At 35.3% G+C, this 18,812-nt stretch carries 17 protein-coding genes; 15 read left to right on the top strand and 2 right to left on the bottom strand.

Features of this window, described 5'->3' with window-relative positions:
- Positions 1–77 precede the first annotated feature (77 nt).
- From ACPWSR_RS14125 to rho, 8 genes are all read left to right on the top strand, one after another.
- On the top strand, positions 78–887 hold the full coding sequence (locus ACPWSR_RS14125) for a cyanophycinase (protein ID WP_426348879.1): 810 nt from the start codon (positions 78–80) through the stop codon (positions 885–887).
- Entirely contained in the window at positions 887–3,502 is a 2,616-nt protein-coding gene (cphA, locus tag ACPWSR_RS14130) for a cyanophycin synthetase (protein ID WP_426348880.1), read from the top strand. The genes ACPWSR_RS14125 and cphA overlap by 1 nt, the downstream gene beginning before the upstream one ends.
- A gap of 132 nt (positions 3,503–3,634) precedes the next feature.
- Positions 3,635–4,477: a 4-(cytidine 5'-diphospho)-2-C-methyl-D-erythritol kinase gene (gene ispE / locus ACPWSR_RS14135; RefSeq protein WP_426348881.1), complete on the top strand. Its 843-nt coding sequence runs from the start codon at positions 3,635–3,637 to the stop codon at positions 4,475–4,477.
- Positions 4,478–4,545: 68 nt separating this feature from the next.
- The gene (spoIIR, locus tag ACPWSR_RS14140; RefSeq protein WP_426348882.1) at positions 4,546–5,211 is read left to right on the top strand and encodes a stage II sporulation protein R; all 666 of its coding nucleotides are present in this window, start codon (positions 4,546–4,548) and stop codon (positions 5,209–5,211) included.
- Between the two features lie 143 nt (positions 5,212–5,354).
- Positions 5,355–5,768, top strand: a complete 414-nt coding sequence (locus tag ACPWSR_RS14145) for a DUF1934 domain-containing protein (RefSeq protein WP_426348883.1) — start codon at positions 5,355–5,357, stop codon at positions 5,766–5,768.
- A gap of 213 nt (positions 5,769–5,981) precedes the next feature.
- The gene (locus tag ACPWSR_RS14150; protein ID WP_426348884.1) at positions 5,982–6,281 is read left to right on the top strand and encodes a hypothetical protein; all 300 of its coding nucleotides are present in this window, start codon (positions 5,982–5,984) and stop codon (positions 6,279–6,281) included.
- A 206-nt stretch (positions 6,282–6,487) separates the two neighbouring features.
- Entirely contained in the window at positions 6,488–8,089 is a 1,602-nt protein-coding gene (locus ACPWSR_RS14155; RefSeq protein ID WP_426348885.1) for a CTP synthase, read from the top strand.
- Between the two features lie 413 nt (positions 8,090–8,502).
- Positions 8,503–9,972, top strand: coding sequence for a transcription termination factor Rho (gene rho, locus ACPWSR_RS14160; RefSeq protein ID WP_426348886.1), 1,470 nt, complete (start codon positions 8,503–8,505; stop codon positions 9,970–9,972).
- Positions 9,973–9,998: 26 nt separating this feature from the next.
- Here rho and ACPWSR_RS14165 read toward each other — a convergent pair whose 3' ends face one another.
- Together ACPWSR_RS14165 and rpmE are read right to left on the bottom strand one after the other, a co-directional pair.
- Positions 9,999–11,144, bottom strand: coding sequence for an MGDG synthase family glycosyltransferase (locus ACPWSR_RS14165; RefSeq protein WP_426348887.1), 1,146 nt, complete (start codon positions 11,142–11,144; stop codon positions 9,999–10,001).
- 167 nt (positions 11,145–11,311) lie between these two features.
- Positions 11,312–11,524 (bottom strand): 50S ribosomal protein L31, encoded by a 213-nt coding sequence (gene rpmE, locus ACPWSR_RS14170; RefSeq protein WP_426348888.1) that lies wholly within the window; start codon positions 11,522–11,524, stop codon positions 11,312–11,314.
- A 178-nt stretch (positions 11,525–11,702) separates the two neighbouring features.
- Between rpmE and ACPWSR_RS14175 the strand changes: the two genes are divergently transcribed.
- From ACPWSR_RS14175 to ACPWSR_RS14205, 7 genes are all read left to right on the top strand, one after another.
- Positions 11,703–12,302, top strand: a complete 600-nt coding sequence (locus ACPWSR_RS14175; protein WP_426348889.1) for a thymidine kinase — start codon at positions 11,703–11,705, stop codon at positions 12,300–12,302.
- A 33-nt stretch (positions 12,303–12,335) separates the two neighbouring features.
- A complete protein-coding gene (gene prmC, locus ACPWSR_RS14180) occupies positions 12,336–14,087 on the top strand; it encodes a peptide chain release factor N(5)-glutamine methyltransferase (protein WP_426348890.1) in 1,752 nt (583 codons plus the stop codon).
- 63 nt (positions 14,088–14,150) lie between these two features.
- Complete coding sequence (gene prfA / locus ACPWSR_RS14185) at positions 14,151–15,233, top strand: peptide chain release factor 1 (RefSeq protein WP_426351389.1); 1,083 nt, start codon at positions 14,151–14,153, stop codon at positions 15,231–15,233.
- Positions 15,234–15,295: 62 nt separating this feature from the next.
- A complete protein-coding gene (locus tag ACPWSR_RS14190) occupies positions 15,296–15,874 on the top strand; it encodes a hypothetical protein (RefSeq protein WP_426348891.1) in 579 nt (192 codons plus the stop codon).
- A 103-nt stretch (positions 15,875–15,977) separates the two neighbouring features.
- On the top strand, positions 15,978–16,700 hold the full coding sequence (locus tag ACPWSR_RS14195) for a ZIP family metal transporter (protein ID WP_426348892.1): 723 nt from the start codon (positions 15,978–15,980) through the stop codon (positions 16,698–16,700).
- A 130-nt stretch (positions 16,701–16,830) separates the two neighbouring features.
- Complete coding sequence (locus ACPWSR_RS14200; protein ID WP_426348893.1) at positions 16,831–17,532, top strand: hypothetical protein; 702 nt, start codon at positions 16,831–16,833, stop codon at positions 17,530–17,532.
- 228 nt (positions 17,533–17,760) lie between these two features.
- Positions 17,761–18,810 carry an L-threonylcarbamoyladenylate synthase gene (locus ACPWSR_RS14205; RefSeq protein WP_426348894.1) on the top strand — a complete coding sequence of 350 codons (1,050 nt, stop codon included), beginning with the start codon at positions 17,761–17,763 and terminating at the stop codon, positions 18,808–18,810.
- Positions 18,811–18,812 lie beyond the last annotated feature (2 nt).

Genomic DNA, 18,812 nt, shown 5'->3' on the forward strand with positions numbered 1-18,812 from the left:
GGCTTACAGTAAAAATGAATAATACGGTAAACAGTGGTTAAAATAAAAAAATGTTATGCTAGGGAGTGATGTTTACAGTGAGGAACAATAGAACCTTAATTATCATTGGAGGCGCCGAGGATAAGAAGGGGAACAAGGAAATCCTTAAGGAGGTCTGTGCTTCAATTAACAAGGAAAATGATAAGCTATTAATAGCCACCTTAGCCACAGAATCTCCTGAAGAAGTAGGTAGCATTTATAAAGAAATATTTTCTTCAATGGGTGTCAAGAATATTAAGTTTCTTAATATTACAAGTAGGCCAGAGGCTTTTGAACAAGAAAACATTAATTTAATTAATGAATCTAAATTGATGTTTTTTACAGGGGGAGATCAGCTGAAAATTACCAGCTTGATAGGAGGTTCCCCTGTTGGTGATGCCTTAAGGGAGAACTATAAGGCTGGCTGTGTTTATGTAGGTACTTCTGCTGGAGCTTCAGTTGTAAGCAATAATATGATTATATCCGGAGACGATGAAGAGTCTCCTAAAAAATTCACTTTGAAGATTTCGCCAGGCCTCGGGCTTATAGAAAATGTGATTATAGATCAACATTTTGCTCAGAGAGGTAGGATAGGAAGAATTCTGGCTGGCATTGCTCAAAATCCATTCATTTTAGGTATTGGCATTGATGAAGATACTGCAATGATTGTAAATAATAATTCTAGCCTTAAGGTTATAGGATCAGGGGCTATATACATTATTGATGGTAGAGAAATTACTTACACAAATGTATCAGAACAGCATCAGGAGGAGGTTTTATCCATTTTTAATGTTAAGATGCACATTTTAAAGAGAGGCAATGCTTTTGACCTTATAAGAAGAGAACCCATAGAGGAGGAAGAAATTTAATGAAAATTCTAGATTATAAGTTTTATGAGGGAAGAAATATATATTCTCATAAAAAATGTGTGAAGCTCATTGTAAATCTAGAGGGATACAAGGATATACCAAGTGTAGAGATAGATAATTTTAATTTTAACCTATTAAGCATACTTCCTGAGCTAAAGGAACATCGCTGTGGCATTGATGAGGACGGTGGCTTTGTAACCAGGCTCACTGAAGGGACCTATCTTGCTCATATCTGTGAGCATTCTATAATTGCAATTCACAATAGGCTTGGGATAGATGTTTGTTATGGAAAGGCAAGAGTGATCAAAGATGATATCTATTACATTATATTTAGTTATCGATATAAAAAGACGGCCTTAGCCATTGCGAATCTAGCAGTGGAGTTAATGAACTCGTTAATAAAGAATATTCCGCTGAATATATCAGATAAGCTTAATTATATAAAAGGTATTGTTAGAGAGGAAATGATGGGATCCACCACGGAGGCTATATGCAATGCTGCAATTAAGAGAGGACTTCCAATAATTCCTATTGGGAATAGCGGTTTTTTTCAGATAGGCTACGGTAAATACGGTAGAATTGTTGAAGCTTCTATATCAACGGATACCTCTTGTGTAGCTGTGGATATATCCTGTGACAAAAGTCTTACTAAATTATTACTCCGCCAGCAGTGGATACCAGTTCCTGAGGGAGAGGTGATCAAGGATTCTATTCAGCTTCTTGCTTTAGCTGAAGAGATAGGGTATCCGGTGGTTTTAAAGCCTCAATATGGAAGTAAAGGTAAAGGTGTTCATCTCAATATAAAGAACGATATAGAGTTACTAAAAAGCTATAGCTCCATAAAAGAAGATTTTTCTGAGTTTATACTGGAAAAGTATTATCAAGGTAAGGATTTTAGGGTATGTGTTATTGATTATAAGGTTGTAGCCGTAGCTTTAAGGCTTCCTCCCTTTGTCACGGGAGATGGACAGCATACAATAAGAGAGCTTATAGACTTATTGAATGAGGATTACAGAAGAGGTGAAGACCATGAAAAACCTCTAACAGTTGTTAAAATAGATAGCACACTTATACAGTGTATCTTTCATAAGGGTTATGTATTAGACAATATATTAGAAAATGGAACGATTTTGTATTTGAGAGAAAATGGAAATCTTTCTACTGGTGGTGTAGCTATCGATTATACAGATAAAATAGCTCCTCAAAATATAGAGCTATGTGTTAGAGCTGCTAAAACACTGGGATTAGATATCTGTGGAATTGACATCTGCTGTGAGGATATATCTATTCCTTTAGAAGAACAGGATGGGGTGATTCTAGAGGTTAATTCAGCGCCAGGGCTTAGGATGCATCACTATCCCTATATAGGGGAAGCAAGGGATGCGGCGGGTGCTGTTATTGATATGCTATTTAAGGAAGGGCTGAGAAATATACCTGTCATAGCTATAACTGGTACTAATGGTAAGACCACTACAACTCGTCTTATAGGGCATACCATTAGTGTAATGGGATATAATGTAGGGATTACCACTACTGATGGTATATATATAAATAAAAAATGCATAGCTAAGGGAGATACTACTGGCTATGAGAGTGCTAAAACGATTCTTCTAAATAAAGATGTTGAGGTTGCTGTTTTAGAAACAGCAAGAGGAGGTATAATTCATAAAGGTCTAGCCTATGATCTTGCTGATGTTGCGGTGCTGACCAATATTAGTGATGATCACTTGGGAATAGATGATGTTAATACCTTAGATGAGTTATCCAGTGTTAAATCCTTGGTGTTGGAAGCTGTTAAGCCGGAGGGGTATGCGGTGATTAATGGGGATGATCCTTGGAGTGTGAGGCTTCTATCAAAGCTAAATAGCAATATTATAATAACAGCAAGGGACAGAAATAATTCTTATCTCGTGGCTAATCTTAATAAAGGTGGTTATGGTGTATATATTGACCATGGTAATATATGTGTAGAAAAAGAAAATAAGGTTTTTAGAGTATGCAGTATAAAGGATATACCTATAACCTATAACGGCCTTCTGAGCTATAACATTGAAAATTCTATGGCCGCTACGGCGGCTCTTGTAGGTGCAGGCGTTGATTATTGTGTGATTAAAAAAGGTCTGTGTACTTTTATGGGTGATGAGGTAGATAACCCAGGAAGGTTCAATATCCATGATTTCGGTAAGTATAAAATAGTCTTGGATTACGGTCATAATGTAGAGGGGTATAAAGCTGTGTTGGGTTCTCTAGCTAAACTGCCTCACAATAAATTGATAGGTGTCATTGGAGTGCCTGGTGACAGGTTAGATTCCAATGTAGAGCTTATAGGGAAGATTAGTAGTGATGCCCTTGATTATATTATTATAAAAGAGGATATGGATAAAAGGGGAAGGGCTGTGGGTGAAGTGGCTGCCCTCATAGAAAAAGGGCTTAAGGAAAATAATTTTAAGGATTATGAAATTTACTTAGATGAGATTGATGCTCTAAGCAGAGCTTGCTCTATTGCTGAAGAGGGAGATGTAATTGTTATTTTCTTCGAGGAATACAGTCGAGTTAAAGATTATGTTGCTAACCATAAGGTTTTTACTGAAGATAAAAAAGAAAATATAATATGATATAATAAAATATAAGACATTATCTTGTAATAAGATAATGTCTTATATAATATTAATTAATATAAATGCTCCCACAGCTTTTGTATTAATAAAGTTAACCTAGGAATAAAAATTGAGCGGAGGAAGTAACATATGATAGCAAGGGCATATGCAAAGATTAATATTTCTTTGGACGTAATAGGGAAAAGGGAGGATGGTTATCATCTTCTTCAAATGATTATGCAGCAGATAGATCTATACGATAATATCTCTGTGGAAAAGGCTGATAATGGAATCGTCCTTAAAACTAATAGAAGCTATCTGCCTGTGGATAAAAGCAATCTCGCTTATAAGGCTGCGGAGTTGTTTATGAACAATTATAATATCGGTAGCGGTTTAACTATAGAAATAGAAAAAAATATACCTGTATCTGCGGGATTGGCAGGAGGTAGTACCGATGCAGCAGCAATATTAATGCTTCTTAACAGGCTGTTTGAGGTTAATGCCCCTCAAGAGGAATTAATGGAGCTTTCCTTGGGACTTGGTGCGGATGTTCCTTTTTGTATTAAAGGTGGTACTGCTCTTTGCGAAAATATTGGAGAGTTAATTACACCCCTTGAGCCCTTTAAGAATCATTTGCTAGTGCTGGTAAAGCCACCCTTTGGAGTATCAACCAAGGAAGTGTATAAGGGTATAAAGCTTGAAAAAATTCATAAGCATCCTGATACTGAGAGGCTGATTGAAGCGGTGGAGAATCAGGATTTAAGCTTTGTATCCCATAACATGAAAAATGTTCTGGAAAATGTGACCTTAAGAAAGCATAATAAGATAAGAACTATCAAAAAGAAGCTCATGGATAATGGGGCTCTTGGAGCTATGATGAGTGGAAGTGGACCTTCAGTTTTTGGTTTTTTTGATGATATTCTTACGGCACAAAAGTGTTATGATGCCATGAAAAAAGAATACAAAGAAGTATTTTTAACTAGAACAATATAATAATTTTATATTTTATGTATAAACCTCTGTTAACTTGTCCATAATTCCTAATAACAGGGGTTGATAATATGAAAAAAAATTTAGTGCTAATAATTTGTACAAGCGCTATATTCCTTTCCCTACTATTAGGGGGATGTGTCATTGGGGAAAAATCAGATTCTGATGAAGGAGAATTAGCAGAAAATTTAAGTGGAAAGCTCATAAGGTTCCATGTTCTTGCTAATAGCGATAGTCAGGAGGATCAAGAGCTTAAGCAAAGGGTTAAAGATAAGATTATTGAATATTTATTGCCTAAGCTTGAAGAAGCTGAATCTATTGAAGAGAGTCGAGAAATACTCATAAGAGAAAATGCTGCTGTTATAGAATTAGCAGAGGAGTTTATAAGGTCTTCAGGATATTCCTACACTGCTAAGGGAGAGCTTGTTTTAGATAATTTTCCTGCTAAGAGATATGGGGCTGTAGAGCTACCTCAAGGAGAATATGAAGCTTATAAGATTGTTATCGGTAGTGGTAATGGGCAGAACTGGTGGTGTGTCATGTTTCCACCCTTATGCTTTGTAGATATCACCATGGGAGAGGTAGAGGAAGAGAAGACTCTGAAGACCATGGAGGAGTATTTAACTCCAGAGGAATATGAAGGGATAAAAAAGGCTGCCTCCTCAGGGGGAGCTAAGAAGGAAGAAGCAACCTATAGATTTATCCTTGTAGATCTTTTGAAAGATATTTTTAAGTAATTATAAATTTTTCTTGATTATTTATATAAAAATAAATAAACTATAAGATGGTAATTGCTTTAGGGAATATAATAGATTTTTTGCTTCAAGTACCATTAAATTTGAAGTGAGTTTAGTTATTTGTAAATAGAAGGGATGTTTAAATGAAAAAGAAAGCAATAATTTCTATATCCAGTAATCAAGAAATTGATAAGGAAGATATGATAGAGGTGGTGACCCCTGGAGATTTTTATAGTGAGGGTAACGGTTATCACGTAGCTTATGAGGAAACTGAAATCTCTGGCATGGAGGGTACTAAAACAAAGCTGTTTATCACAAAGGATAAATTTATGCTAGAAAGAGAAGGAACTACCTCAACTAGAATGGAGTTTCAGAAGAATAATGAGTCTACGAGTCTTTATAATACACCTTATGGTATGTTTGAGCTTAAGGTACATACCAGGGATTTAAGTATAAATGTTGATGATAACGGTGGGGAAGTTTTTATTAACTACAACCTCTTTATAAGTGGCCAAAAGCCTCAAAATACAGAATTAAGAGTTAAGATAAAAGCTTAAGGTTAAAAGCGGCGATAAAATCGCCGCTTTTTTGATTATTATTTATAGGTGTGTAGAATTGATGCATAAAGTTGTATTGAATTGATGTATAAAGGTGCATTGAATTGATGTATAAAGGTGCATAATTTATATAGCTTAGTTTTTGTATAAAAAGGTTTAGTTATATATAAGCAGGCAATAATTATAATAAGTATAGCTTTAGGAGGGTAGCTTATGATAGAGGATAAGGAACTCAGGTACATCAGAATCCTTGATAACCTTTGCTCGTATAGTAAATTGACCAAGGAAGATTTGATTAGACTCATGGAGGATAAGGATAGCAAGCATTTATTATTCCTATTTCTTAAGAATCATGGTTATACAGATCAAGAAATAATTTCTCGGCTTTTTAATATAAAAAGCAAAAGCTCTATAAAAAGTAATTTCAAAAAAGCAGAAGAAAGATTTTTTGTAAATAGCACTTTTAGAGAAAAATATTTTGAAATAGAAGATAAAGTAAAGAAAATAATATAGCCATAAGGTGAAAACCTTATGGCTAATAAATTTTTATAAATCACAAATAAACCACTAGACTTTATTAATAAAAGTGTGGTAATATAAACGATATGTTAAATAGACACAAAAACCCCATATTAATTTATAGGGTAATTGTTATTATAATATTTCTAATAGAGTTTGTCAAAGGTTTTTTTTTGTTAATTTTATAAAGGAGGCGTTTTATGGCTACTAAATTTATATTTGTTACAGGAGGCGTTGTTTCATCCCTTGGTAAAGGTATTACTGCTGCTTCCCTTGGAAGATTACTAAAAAATAGAGGTCTTAAGGTTTCTATTCAAAAATTTGATCCATATTTAAATGTTGATCCTGGAACCATGAGTCCTTACCAGCATGGAGAGGTTTTTGTTACTGAGGATGGTGCTGAAACGGATTTGGACCTGGGACATTATGAGAGGTTTATAGATGAAAATTTAAGCAAAAACAGCAATGTTACCACGGGTAAAATATATTGGTCTGTTATCAGTAAGGAGAGAAGAGGGGAATATTTAGGGGGAACTGTACAGGTTATTCCTCATATTACAAACGAGATTAAGAGTAAGGTATATAGCGTGGCTGAGGAGCAGGAAGTGGATGTGGTCATCACTGAAATAGGAGGAACTGTAGGTGATATAGAATCTCTGCCCTTTCTTGAAGCTATAAGACAGGTTAAATATGAGGTTGGGATGGAGAATGTGTGCTTTATCCATGTAACACTTGTTCCTTATCTTAATAAATCTGGAGAGCTGAAGACAAAGCCTACGCAGCACTCTGTAAAAGAGCTCAGAAGTATTGGTATACAGCCTGACATAATTGTTTGTCGTTCTGAGAAGGGATTATCTGAGGATATGAAGGATAAGATTGGTCTCTTCTGCAATGTGGATAAGGGTGCTGTAATTGAAAATCTTGATGCAGACAATCTTTATGAGGTTCCTCTTATGCTTCATGAGCAGGGTCTTGATAATATAGTTTGTAAAAAGCTGAATTTAAGCTGCGGTGAGGTTGATAATACGCAATGGGAAGCCATGGTTCAGAGGATTAAACATCCTGAGGATACTGTTACCATAGCTTTAGTTGGAAAATATGTTGAGCTTCATGATGCGTACATATCAGTGGTAGAAGCGCTTTCTCATGGAGGCTTTGCTAATAAAGCTTCCGTTAAGATAAAGTGGGTTGATGCCACAAGCCTAAACAAGGATAATTCTCATGAAATTTTTCAGGGTGTTCAAGGTATTTTGGTACCAGGAGGCTTTGGAGATAGAGGGGTGGAAGGAAAGATTGAAGCTGTAAGCTATGCTAGAGAAAATAACCTTCCTTTTCTGGGAATATGCTTGGGAATGCAGTGTGCTGTGATTGAATTTGCTAGAAATGTATTAGGTCTAGCTGATGCTAATACGTCAGAGATCAATCCTGTCACTAAGTATCCTGTGATAGATTTGATGGATGAGCAAAAGGGTATTGAAGATTTGGGTGGTACTATGAGGCTAGGGAAGTTCCTATGCCTTCTGAAGGAAGGTAGTAAGGCTTATGAAGCTTATGGTGAGGTTTCTATTTATGAGAGGCACAGGCATAGATATGAGTTTAATAATAAGTACAGAAGGATGATGGAGGAAAATGGCTTGGTTCTCTCAGGGATAAATCCTACGAAGGATTTAGTAGAGATAGTGGAACTTCGTGATCATCCTTGGTTTGTTGCTGTTCAGTTCCATCCTGAGTTAAAATCTAGGCCTAATAGACCACATCCTCTCTTTGCTGGTTTTATTGAGGCTTCTCTAAAAAATAAATAATGTATTCAGCCTCTTGGATTAATATATACAAGGAGGCTTTTTCTTTAATTAAGTATAATTATTAGATAATTTTTGTTTAAAAATGATTATTTTATCCCTAAAAAAGGTAAAAATATAAATAATCTATATATTAATAGATAAAAATATTGTTTTAGAGTAAAATTTCGATTATTATAAGTTTAAGCAGGTATTAGAAGTTATAACTACTGAAAATTAGTAGATGGTTATTAATGAAAGCACCCACCTTGTTTTTTCTTGATATAATCCCAGTAAGCTTGTAAATGTAAAATTGGTCTTAGTAATTTAAAATAAAGATATATAGGCTTTAGCTTATATTTCTTTAATTTGATTTATAGTAAGAAGAACTAGATTGGATAAAATATATATTTTTTAGTGCTCACAACTTTGGAGGTGTGATTTTGGAATTAGATAAAATAGAACAGATGACTTTGGTAGAATTAAGAGAAGTTGCCAAGGAATTAGGAATTAAGAATATATCAAGGCTAAAGAAGAATGAACTTAAAGAAGAGATAAAAGGGAGTAGTCCTAAAGCTATTGAGGTTAAGGGTGTTAAGTTAGTAGAAAAAATAGCACCTAAGAACACTTCAGTGGATAATGCTCCCAAGGAGTATGAAGATAAGATAGGTGAAGTCGAAAAAACAGTGGAAGCTCCATTAGCCCAAAATGGGGTAAGGGATAGTCAGCATAGAGAGCAGCAAGCTCTCCCTGAAAGAAGAGAAACGCTTAAGGAAATCATAAATGATTCTGAGAAGGCTAAAGGTGTTCTTGAGATTCAGGAAAATAACAATTTTGGATTTTTAAGATGTCAGAATTATTTAAGTGGAGACAATGATGTTTATGTATCCCCTTCTCAGATAAGAAGATTTAACCTTCATACTGGTGATGAGGTTGAAGGTAAGATAAGGCACCCTAAGGAGGGGGAAAAGTTTAAAGCCCTCTTATACGTAGAAGCGGTAAATGGAGAAAGACCAGAAAAAGCTATAGGTAGAAAATCCTTTGAATATTTAACCCCTATATTTCCTAAGGAAAGACTTAGATTAGAGACAGGAAATGAGAAGGATCTCTCCTCAAGGCTAATGGATATAATCTGTCCTATAGGAAAGGGACAGAGAGGTATTATAGTAGCACCACCTAAGGCTGGTAAGACTACTCTTCTAAAGAAGGTTGCGCAAAATATCTCAGCTAATTATCCAGAGGTTAAGCTCATTGTGTTACTTATAGATGAAAGACCTGAAGAGGTTACGGATATGAAGAGATCTATAAATGGTGAGGTTATTTATTCTACCTTTGATGAAGAGCCTCAAAACCATACCAAGGTAGCCTCCATGGTTCTTGAACGTGCTAAGCGAATGGTAGAAATGGGTAAGGATGTGGTTATATTACTAGATAGTATAACTAGATTATCTAGAGCTTATAACCTTACTATAACTCCTACAGGACGAACTTTATCTGGTGGATTAGATCCAGGAGCTCTGATCATGCCTAAAAAATTCTTTGGGGCAGCAAGAAATATTGAGGAAGGTGGAAGCCTCACTATTTTAGCCACAGCACTAGTGGAAACAGGAAGTAGAATGGATGATATGATATTTGAAGAGTTCAAGGGAACTGGTAACATGGAGGTTCACTTGGATAGAAAGCTTCAAGAAAGAAGAATTTTCCCTGCCGTAGATATTTATAAATCTGGTACTAGAAGAGAAGATCTTCTCTTTAGTGAGGAAGAAAAAGAGGTTGCATATAACTTAAGGAGAACCATGTACAGAGATGGTAACGTAGAAAATGTTACGGAGAGCCTTATAAATATGCTATCAAAGACAAAAAATAATAAAGAGTTCATAAATGTTTTTCAAAAGAATAACCTATAAAAAATAAAACAAGCCAAAGGCTTGTTTTATTTTTTATAGGAAGAAATTAAAGCTTCTGTTAAATTCACGATTCCATTGGTTGAATGAAATTTTGACAAATCTTCTATGTTATCCTTCATGGTATTTAGGATAGCTGGGTTATTTATAATAGTATCAATAATTTCGTTTAGCTTTGTGATATTGGGTTCGTATATTGCACAGCCTCTTTCTGCTAAAAACTCTGCATTTTCCGCTTCTTGCCCTGGGATTGTAAAGGGAAAAATCATCGGTAGTTTTTTTATTAAAGCTTCAGAAATGGTAAGTCCTCCGGGCTTTGAGATAATGACATCAGACAGCTCCATCAATGAAGGTATGATATTGGTAAAACCAAATACATGGACCTTTTTGGTTATTTGAGCTGTAGTTATAGATTTTTTGTATTCTTCATAACGGTTTTCTAGGCTTTTTTTAAGTACTCGGTTGTTTCCGCAGACCACGGTAATTCGAAGCCTATGAGTATTTTTTAAAAGCTCAGTGAGTACGTGGGTTATATTGTTTACACCCATGCTGCCACCCATTAATAGTATATTGAAAAAATCTTCTGCAGGGGTACTCTCTAGCAGTTCTCTTTTTAGGTTGGTTTTTGTGAAGAATTCTTCCTTTATAGGTATGCCTAAGGGATAAACCCTAGTATGTGGCACTATTTCATTATCAATGGTGTCTTTTGTATCCTCACAAGCAGTGATATAAGCATCTACATAAGGACTTAAATATGCATAATGAGCTTTAAAATCTGTTACGATAGAAATAAAAGGAAGATTTATATCCTTGTTCTTTTTAAGAGAAGCGATTATATTTACGCTGAAAGGATGAGTTCCAATGATAGCTGATGGCTTAAAGCTCTTTATGAAGCTATAAATTTTATATTGCGAATGTATAAAGGCTGGTCTTAATCCAAGATTGATTTTAGAAAAGTTGGTTATATTATAAATACCTCCATAGACCTTAGGGGATTTAGCTACTAAAAGCTCGTAACCGCCTACGACAAACTTATTTAGGAGTTTGTTGTTGTCTTTTAAGATATCGTATTTCTCTACTTGAAAACCTTGCTTTTGGAAGGAATGTTTTAAAGAATCTGCAGCTTGATTATGACCTTCACCGGTAGAAGCTGTTAATATCAATACCTTATTCAATTTCTTATAACACCCCCTATAGGAAAAATACTGTAATAAATTTATATTATATACAGTTTAGCATTATAAGGAAATATGTAAAGATAATACAGCTATTATTAAGAATAAGTTAAGAAATTATGGAAAAATTTAATGGGAAAGACCGAAGTCTTTCCCATTAGCAGTGATTATTTTTCACTATTAAGATTAAATTTCTTGTTGAATTTCTCAACTCTTCCACCAACGTCCATAATCTTTTGCTTTCCAGTGAAGAAAGGATGGCATTTGGAGCATATTTCAACTTTTAATTCATTTTTAATAGAACCAGTTGTAAAAGTATTACCACAAGCACATTTAACTGATGCATCGTGATTATAATTTGGGTGTATGCCTTCTCTCATTTATTTCACCTCTTTCAAGATAAAAATCCTACTTTATAACTTCATTAGTATATCACGACTTAACAAAAACAGTCAATAGATTGAGGTGAGAATATGCAAGATTTTATCCTTTTTATAAGTATTTATTAATGCTATAATCATTATAGTATATTTTCAGGTCGAAAGGATGTATTATTACATGGGGAAACTATATTTTAGATATGGGGCAATGAATTCAGGAAAATCAACCAGCCTTATGCAGGTAGCTCATAATTATGAGGAAAGAGGTATGAAGGTTGTTATTATAAAGCCGGGCACAGATAAAAAAGGAGGAAACACTTTAGTATCCAGGCTTGGAGTTGTACGAAAGGTAGATTTCATGATTGACTCCCAGGATAATATTTTTCAGTGTGTTAAAGAATGTATAAATAAAGGCAGGAAGATTGATTGTATATTAGCAGATGAGGTTCAATTCTTTAAGAAGCATCATATTGATGAGCTGTTTAAAATAGCTGTAATTTTAGATATACCGGTAATATGCTATGGCTTAAGAACAGATTTTATGATGAATGGTTTTGAGGGAAGTGAGAGACTTCTGCTCCTTGCTCATAGCGTTGAAGAGATGAAGACTATATGTACCTGTGGAAGAAAAGCTATTTTAAATGGTCGTAAGATAAATGGGAAATATGTATTTCATGGGGAACAGGTAGCTATTGATCATGTAGATAATGTTGAATATCAGTCTTTATGTGGTCAGTGTTACTATAAGCTTTTAGAAAAGGATAACGAAAATGCTTAATGTACATAATTATTATATAAAGGATGGAGTAAAATGAGAAAAACTCAGGTTGGGGGGCAAGCTGTCATGGAAGGGGTCATGATGAGAGGCGAAAGTGGCACTGCAACAGCTGTTAGGACTCCTAAGGGAAAAATATCTATAAAATTTGATAAGAGAACTCCGGTGAATAAGAGGCATAAGCTCTTATCTCTACCAATAATAAGAGGTTTTGTTTCATTGATTGATTCACTGTCCATAGGAATAAGCTCATTGAATTTCTCAGCTTCCTTTTTTGAGGAGGAAGTAGAACCTACAAAGCTGGAAAAATGGTTTAAAGCGAAGCTTGGGGATAAATGGGATAATGTAGTACTGGGATTAACCCTATGTCTGTCCCTGGGACTGTCCGTTGGATTGTTCTTTTTACTTCCTACAGCGATAACCTCCTTGTTCAAGTCTATTGGTTTAGGAGTGATTTGGCTTAATATAATAGAAGCGGCTATAAGAATAGGGTTATTTTTAGGCTATATTCATATCATAGGGAGAATGGAGGATATAAAAAGATTGTTCCAGTATCATGGTGCAGAGCATAAAACTATCTTCTGCTATGAAAATGAACAAGAGCTTACTGTAGAAAATGTAAAGAAATTTCCAAGGCTTCATCCTAGATGTGGAACTAGCTTTGTTTTCCTAGTGATGATTGTTAGTATAATAGTTTTTTCCTTTACAGGCTATGAATCTCTTTGGCAGAGGTTTATGTGGAGGATACTTCTTCTGCCCTTAGTTTCTGGGATAACCTTTGAGCTCATTAAGTGGATGGGAAGGAGCAACAATGTCTGCTCCAGGATTTTTGCCTTTCCAGGACTACAGCTACAGCTTTTAACCACCAGAGAACCAGAGGATGATCAGATTGAGGTAGCTATTGCTTCTTTGAGAGCTGCAGAGGGTATAAAAGAAACAATTGGTAGTCTAATTGATAAGGGAAGCAAGAGGCTTAAGGAAGCTCAGATTGACAGCTATTTGCTGGATGCTCAGCTGCTCCTAGGCAAGGTTATCAATAAAGATAAGCTCTATATCATGACTCATAAAGAGGAAGAGGTTAGCTTTAAGGAAGAAGAAAAGTATTATACTTATATTAAGCTTAGAGAAGAAAAAATGCCTATAAAATACATTCTTCAGGAATGTGAATTTATGGGGCTTGAGCTCTTTGTTAAGGAAGGGGTATTAATACCGCGAGGAGATACAGAAATTCTAGTGGAAAAGGTTATAGAAAAGGCAAAAGAAATAGAAAAGCCATATATCTGTGATGTCTGTACAGGCAGTGGCGCCATAGCAGTGGCTTTAGCATCCTTTATTCCAGAGGCAAAGGTTGATTCCATAGATATATCTGATAAAGCAAAGGAGGTCACTCTTCGAAATGTTAGAAAGCATAAGCTGAGCAGCAGGGTAACCTTCTATCACAGCGACCTTCTAGAGCTTCCTATAAAGGAAGGGAAGCAATATGACATGGTTGTATCTAATCCGCCTTATATAGAGACAGAAGAAATAAACAATCTCATGGAGGATGTGAAGAGGTATGAACCGACTCTTGCCTTAGATGGAGGAGCAGATGGCTTAGACTTTTACAGAAGGCTAACAAATGAAGCTTTAGAGGTGCTAAGACCCGGTGGAATAATAGCCTTTGAAATAGGATATAATCAAAAAATAGAGGTCATGAACCTTTTAATAGAAGCTGGATATGAAGCTGTAGAGAGCTATCAGGATTTGGCTTCTAAGGATAGGGTGGTAATGGGTATTAAACCTTATTGATAATATAATAAATAAATGATATAATAGTAAACTATGAGAAAAATATAACGGAGTGATAAAATGATACTTGATAGACTTACCTTTATTGAAAATAAGTATGAAGAGTTATCAGTTAAAATCAGTGATCCTTCAGTAATGGCCAATCAAAAAGAATGGCAGAGGCTATGTAAGGAGCATGCGGAGTTAGAACCGATAGTTAATGAGTACAAAAATTATAAAACTATATTAGAAGAGCTGCAGGACAGCAAAGAGCTTTACAATGAAGAAACAGACAAGGATATGAAGGATATGATACAGGAAGAGATTAAGGAGCTTTCAGCTCAGCAGACAGAGCTGGAAGATAAGCTTCAAATACTTCTACTTCCAAAGGACCCTAATGACGATAAGAACGTATTTGTTGAAATTAGAGGTGGTGCTGGTGGAGAAGAGGCAGCGCTCTTTGCCTATAATCTCTTTAGAATGTATACTAGATACGCAGAAAACCAACGCTGGAAGGTTGAGCTCATGAATTCCAATGAAACTGATATTGGAGGCCTTAAGGAAGTTGTATTTATGATTAAGGGTAATGGAGCTTACAGCAAGCTTAAATATGAAAGTGGAGTTCACAGGGTGCAGAGAGTGCCTGATACGGAATCCAGTGGTAGAATTCACACCTCTACAGCTACCGTTGCAGTACTTCCTGAGGTGGAAGATGTGGACATAGAAATAAACGAAAAAGACTTAAGAATTGATGTTTATAGATCTTCAGGTCATGGTGGTCAGAGCGTTAATACAACAGATTCTGCTGTTAGAATAACCCATTTACCATCAGGAATGGTTGTATCCTGCCAGGATGAAAAGTCACAGCTTAAAAATAAAGAAAAGGCTATGAAGGTTCTTATGGCTAGGTTGTATGAAAAGGCTGAAGCAGAGAGAAGTGCTGGTATTGCAGAGGATAGAAAGAGTCAGGTAGGTACAGGAGACAGAAGTGAAAGAATCAGAACCTACAATTATCCTCAGGGAAGAGTTACAGATCATAGAATAGGACTTACTCTATATAAGCTAGAAAGCTTTTTAGAAGGTGATTTAGATGAAATGATCAATGCTCTTATTACCTATGATCAGGCAGAAAAACTTAAGCTAATGGGTAACAGTGATGAAGTATAATCTTTAAGCCTTACATTTTGTAGGGCTTTTTATTTATATATCTATGAATAAGAGGTGTGGGGATGGATGTTTTTAAAGCCTATGAGAGGCAAAGAAGGTATATGAAAAGATTTAACTTTTTAATGATTTTTTTATTTTTCTTACTTCCTGCAGTGGTCTACTATACAGGTAAAACACAGGTATTCTTTCTGGTATATTTAGGAATTTTAGAAGTGATGATAGTAGCTACTGTAATTGTTACAAAGCATAAGGACTTTTTAGATTTTGACATAGCAAGGGGCAAGGTAGTATTGAAGCTTGGTATCCTTAAAAAGAAGCACGCTTTGATACTAGAGAAGATAATGCTTGTACATACCGAAGGGGAAAATTACGATATAAGACTATTTATTATAACTACTCAAAGGGGAAGAGATAGAATTTTTAAACCTGTGACAGAAGATAGTATAAAAAAATATCCTCTTCTCCATAAGGAATACATAAGGCTAAAAAGATTAAATCCTGAATTTGATTATTATGCAGTTGCTATAAATAATGGAGGTTTTTATAAATATGAGCTCCTTAATACCATATATAAGAATACTTCCAATGCAGTTTTTACTGATTATAGTATAGATAATATCAAAAAGATAAGATATGTTTAATAAGTAAGTTAAATAGTGAGATTTTGTAATAATCCTTCTTAAGAAGCAATAGTATTTAAATGTCAAATTATTTAAATGCTTTTAGCACTTAAGGGGGATTATTATGTTTAATTATATATATATTGTTTTGTTATCCATGGGGATTTCATTGCTGGGAACTATGGTAGGGGCATCCCTAGGCATGGTTATAAGAAAACCTGATAAAAGGTTTCTCTCCGTTATTATGGGCCTTGCTGGTGGTTTAATGCTTTCTGTTATAGTCTTTGAGCTTATACCAGAAGGAGTGGAAAAAATTGGAATGATATCCACTGTGCTTTTCTATGCCTTGGGAATAGTAATAGTTTTGTTTATTGAAATATTTATAAGCAAGGATAAGAATCAGGATAGCTACAGTCAAATGGCATTTGTAACAGCCTTAGGGCTCATGCTTCATAATCTTCCAGAAGGAATTATTATGGGCAGTGGTTTTTTATTAGATAAAACCTTAGGAATAGGTATGAGCCTCATAATAGCCATCCATGATGTTCCTGAAGGACTTGCCGTCACTGCACCTCTAATGGCAAAGGGAGTAAGAATTTCAAAAATCATGTTTTATGCTTTTGTAACAGCCCTCCCCACTGCTCTAGGGGCAGCTATAGGTGTGTCCTTAGGAAATGTTTCAGATTATTATCTTGGAGCTTGTCTATCCCTGGCTTCAGGTATAATGATGTATGTGGTCTTTGCTGAGCTTATACCGGAATCAAATAAGCTCTGGTCTGGATTCATCACAGGGTTAAGTGCGATTATTGGGTTGACATTAGGGTTTGTAATGATAAATTTGATATAGAAAGAACTGTGAAGTTAGTCGATTTTGTAACAGTCTAGAACATATTTAATATAATGATAGTGGTGATGGTATTAATAATTGTATTAAAACTATAGGATAAAGATTTATTAAAATCAGGAAGTGAAAAGCAATGGAAACTATAAATCAATTTTTAAGCAGGATAAAAGAAATATATGGAGCTGGGATGCCCAAGGGTGTGCAGAGGTTTACCTGTATAAAGGATATGGCAATACTCTGTGGAATGGTAGCTACTTCTGCTGAAATAGGCGCAATTGGTATAGGAAATATATCTCCTAAAAATTATTTAGTAACTCTAGGGGGGACAGAGATTACTAATAAAACTGAAGCTCTAGGAGTGGTGGAGGATTTAAGGTCGGCGTTTGGCCTTAGCAATGAATACCTTATGAAATCATTGAAAGCAATAACTGAAAATATCCCTAAGAGATCAACTATATTTATGTATGGCTATTCCTTAGGTGGTATGGTAATGCAGCAGGTTATGGCGGATAAAAATATAAAAAATAACTATACTATTAAGGCAGTTGCCATTGGAAGTCCAATCACTGCTATAAACAGACAGAGGATAACAATCATTGAAGATACTTCTGATATAGTACCAAAACTATCTTTCATATCTGTATTCCTTAAAAAGCTACTAGGAAGCTATGATACTCATATAATAAGAAATGGAGGCTATAAAACCACTATAGGAGCTCATGCTCTATCCTATGTGGATTCTCCTGTATGGGATGATGTAGACGTCTTTGGAAAAGTTGGCGGACAAGGCTTCGTAGAAATAGATATGAATAATTTCGTAAATTACTATGCTTAATAGCTAAAAAATGTTAAAAAATAAAGGCGACTAGTATAAGCTAGCTGCCTTTTCTGTTAGCTTATTCATATTCAATTTTGATTTTATAAGAAAAAGGTATATTAATTAATAAGGTTTCTATATTAGTGGTATGAGTATATGGCTTTTAGAATGGATAACTTGTAAATGAAATAAAACAAAGGTAATATATTAGGTAAGGAATTTTTACTATAGGAAGAGGGAATTGTTTTGGATACAAAAGTAGCCTTTATAGATAAAAGTGTTATTGATAATATAGCTATAAAAGAAGCGGCAGAGGTTATTAAAAAGGGTGGACTTGTTGCCTTCCCCACGGAAACGGTGTATGGGCTAGGAGCAAATGCCTTAGATGCTGCTGCCGTGGAAAAGATATTTTTAGCAAAAGGAAGACCACAGGATAATCCTCTTATTATCCATGTGGCTGATAAGGATATCTCTCCTTATGTGAAAAAGGTACCAACTTTAGCAAAAGAGCTTATGGATGCTTTTTGGCCTGGGCCTTTAACTATTATTCTGGAGAAGTCTTCTTTGGTTCCAGACAAAACCAGTGCAAACCTTGATACTGTAGGAATACGCATGCCCAGCTCTCCTATAGCTCTTAAGCTCATTGCTGAAAGTGGCCTCCCTATAGCAGCTCCTTCTGCTAATATCAGCGGAAGACCAAGTCCTACAGACATGGAGAGGTGTGTAGAGGATTTAAAGGGAAGGGTAGATTACATACTCGGAGGAGAAATCAGTGCTGTGGGGGTGGAGTCTACAATAATTGATTGTTCTGTAGAACCACCGTGCATTTTAAGACCAGGGGCAGTAACCTTAGAGATGCTTCAGGAGATTAGAAAGGATATATATATAGATCCTTCATTACTAGAAAAGCCTAATGAGAATCTTAAGCCAAAGGCCCCGGGTATGAAGTATAAGCACTATGCTCCTAAGGCTAAGGTTATAATAATAGAGGGAGATTTAGAAAAAACTATTGAAAAAATTAACGAAATGGTGTTAAATTATATAGAGCAAAAATTAATGGTAGGTATATTGGCTACGGAAGAATCAAAGGATAAATATCCTAAGGGTGAGGTTATGGTTTTAGGGACAAGGGCTAAGCCTGAGACCGCAGCGCATAACTTGTTTGAAACTCTTAGAGCCTGTGATGATAAAGGTTTGGATATCGTGTTATCTGAAGCCTTCCCAAGAGAAGGGATAGGGACAGCCATAATGAATAGACTTACCAAAGCAGCAGGGTACCATATAATAAAGGTTTAATG

The sequence above is a fragment of the Alloiococcus sp. CFN-8 genome (genome assembly GCF_049943125.1).
GTDB lineage: Bacteria > Bacillota > Clostridia > Clostridiales > Clostridiaceae > JAEXZL01.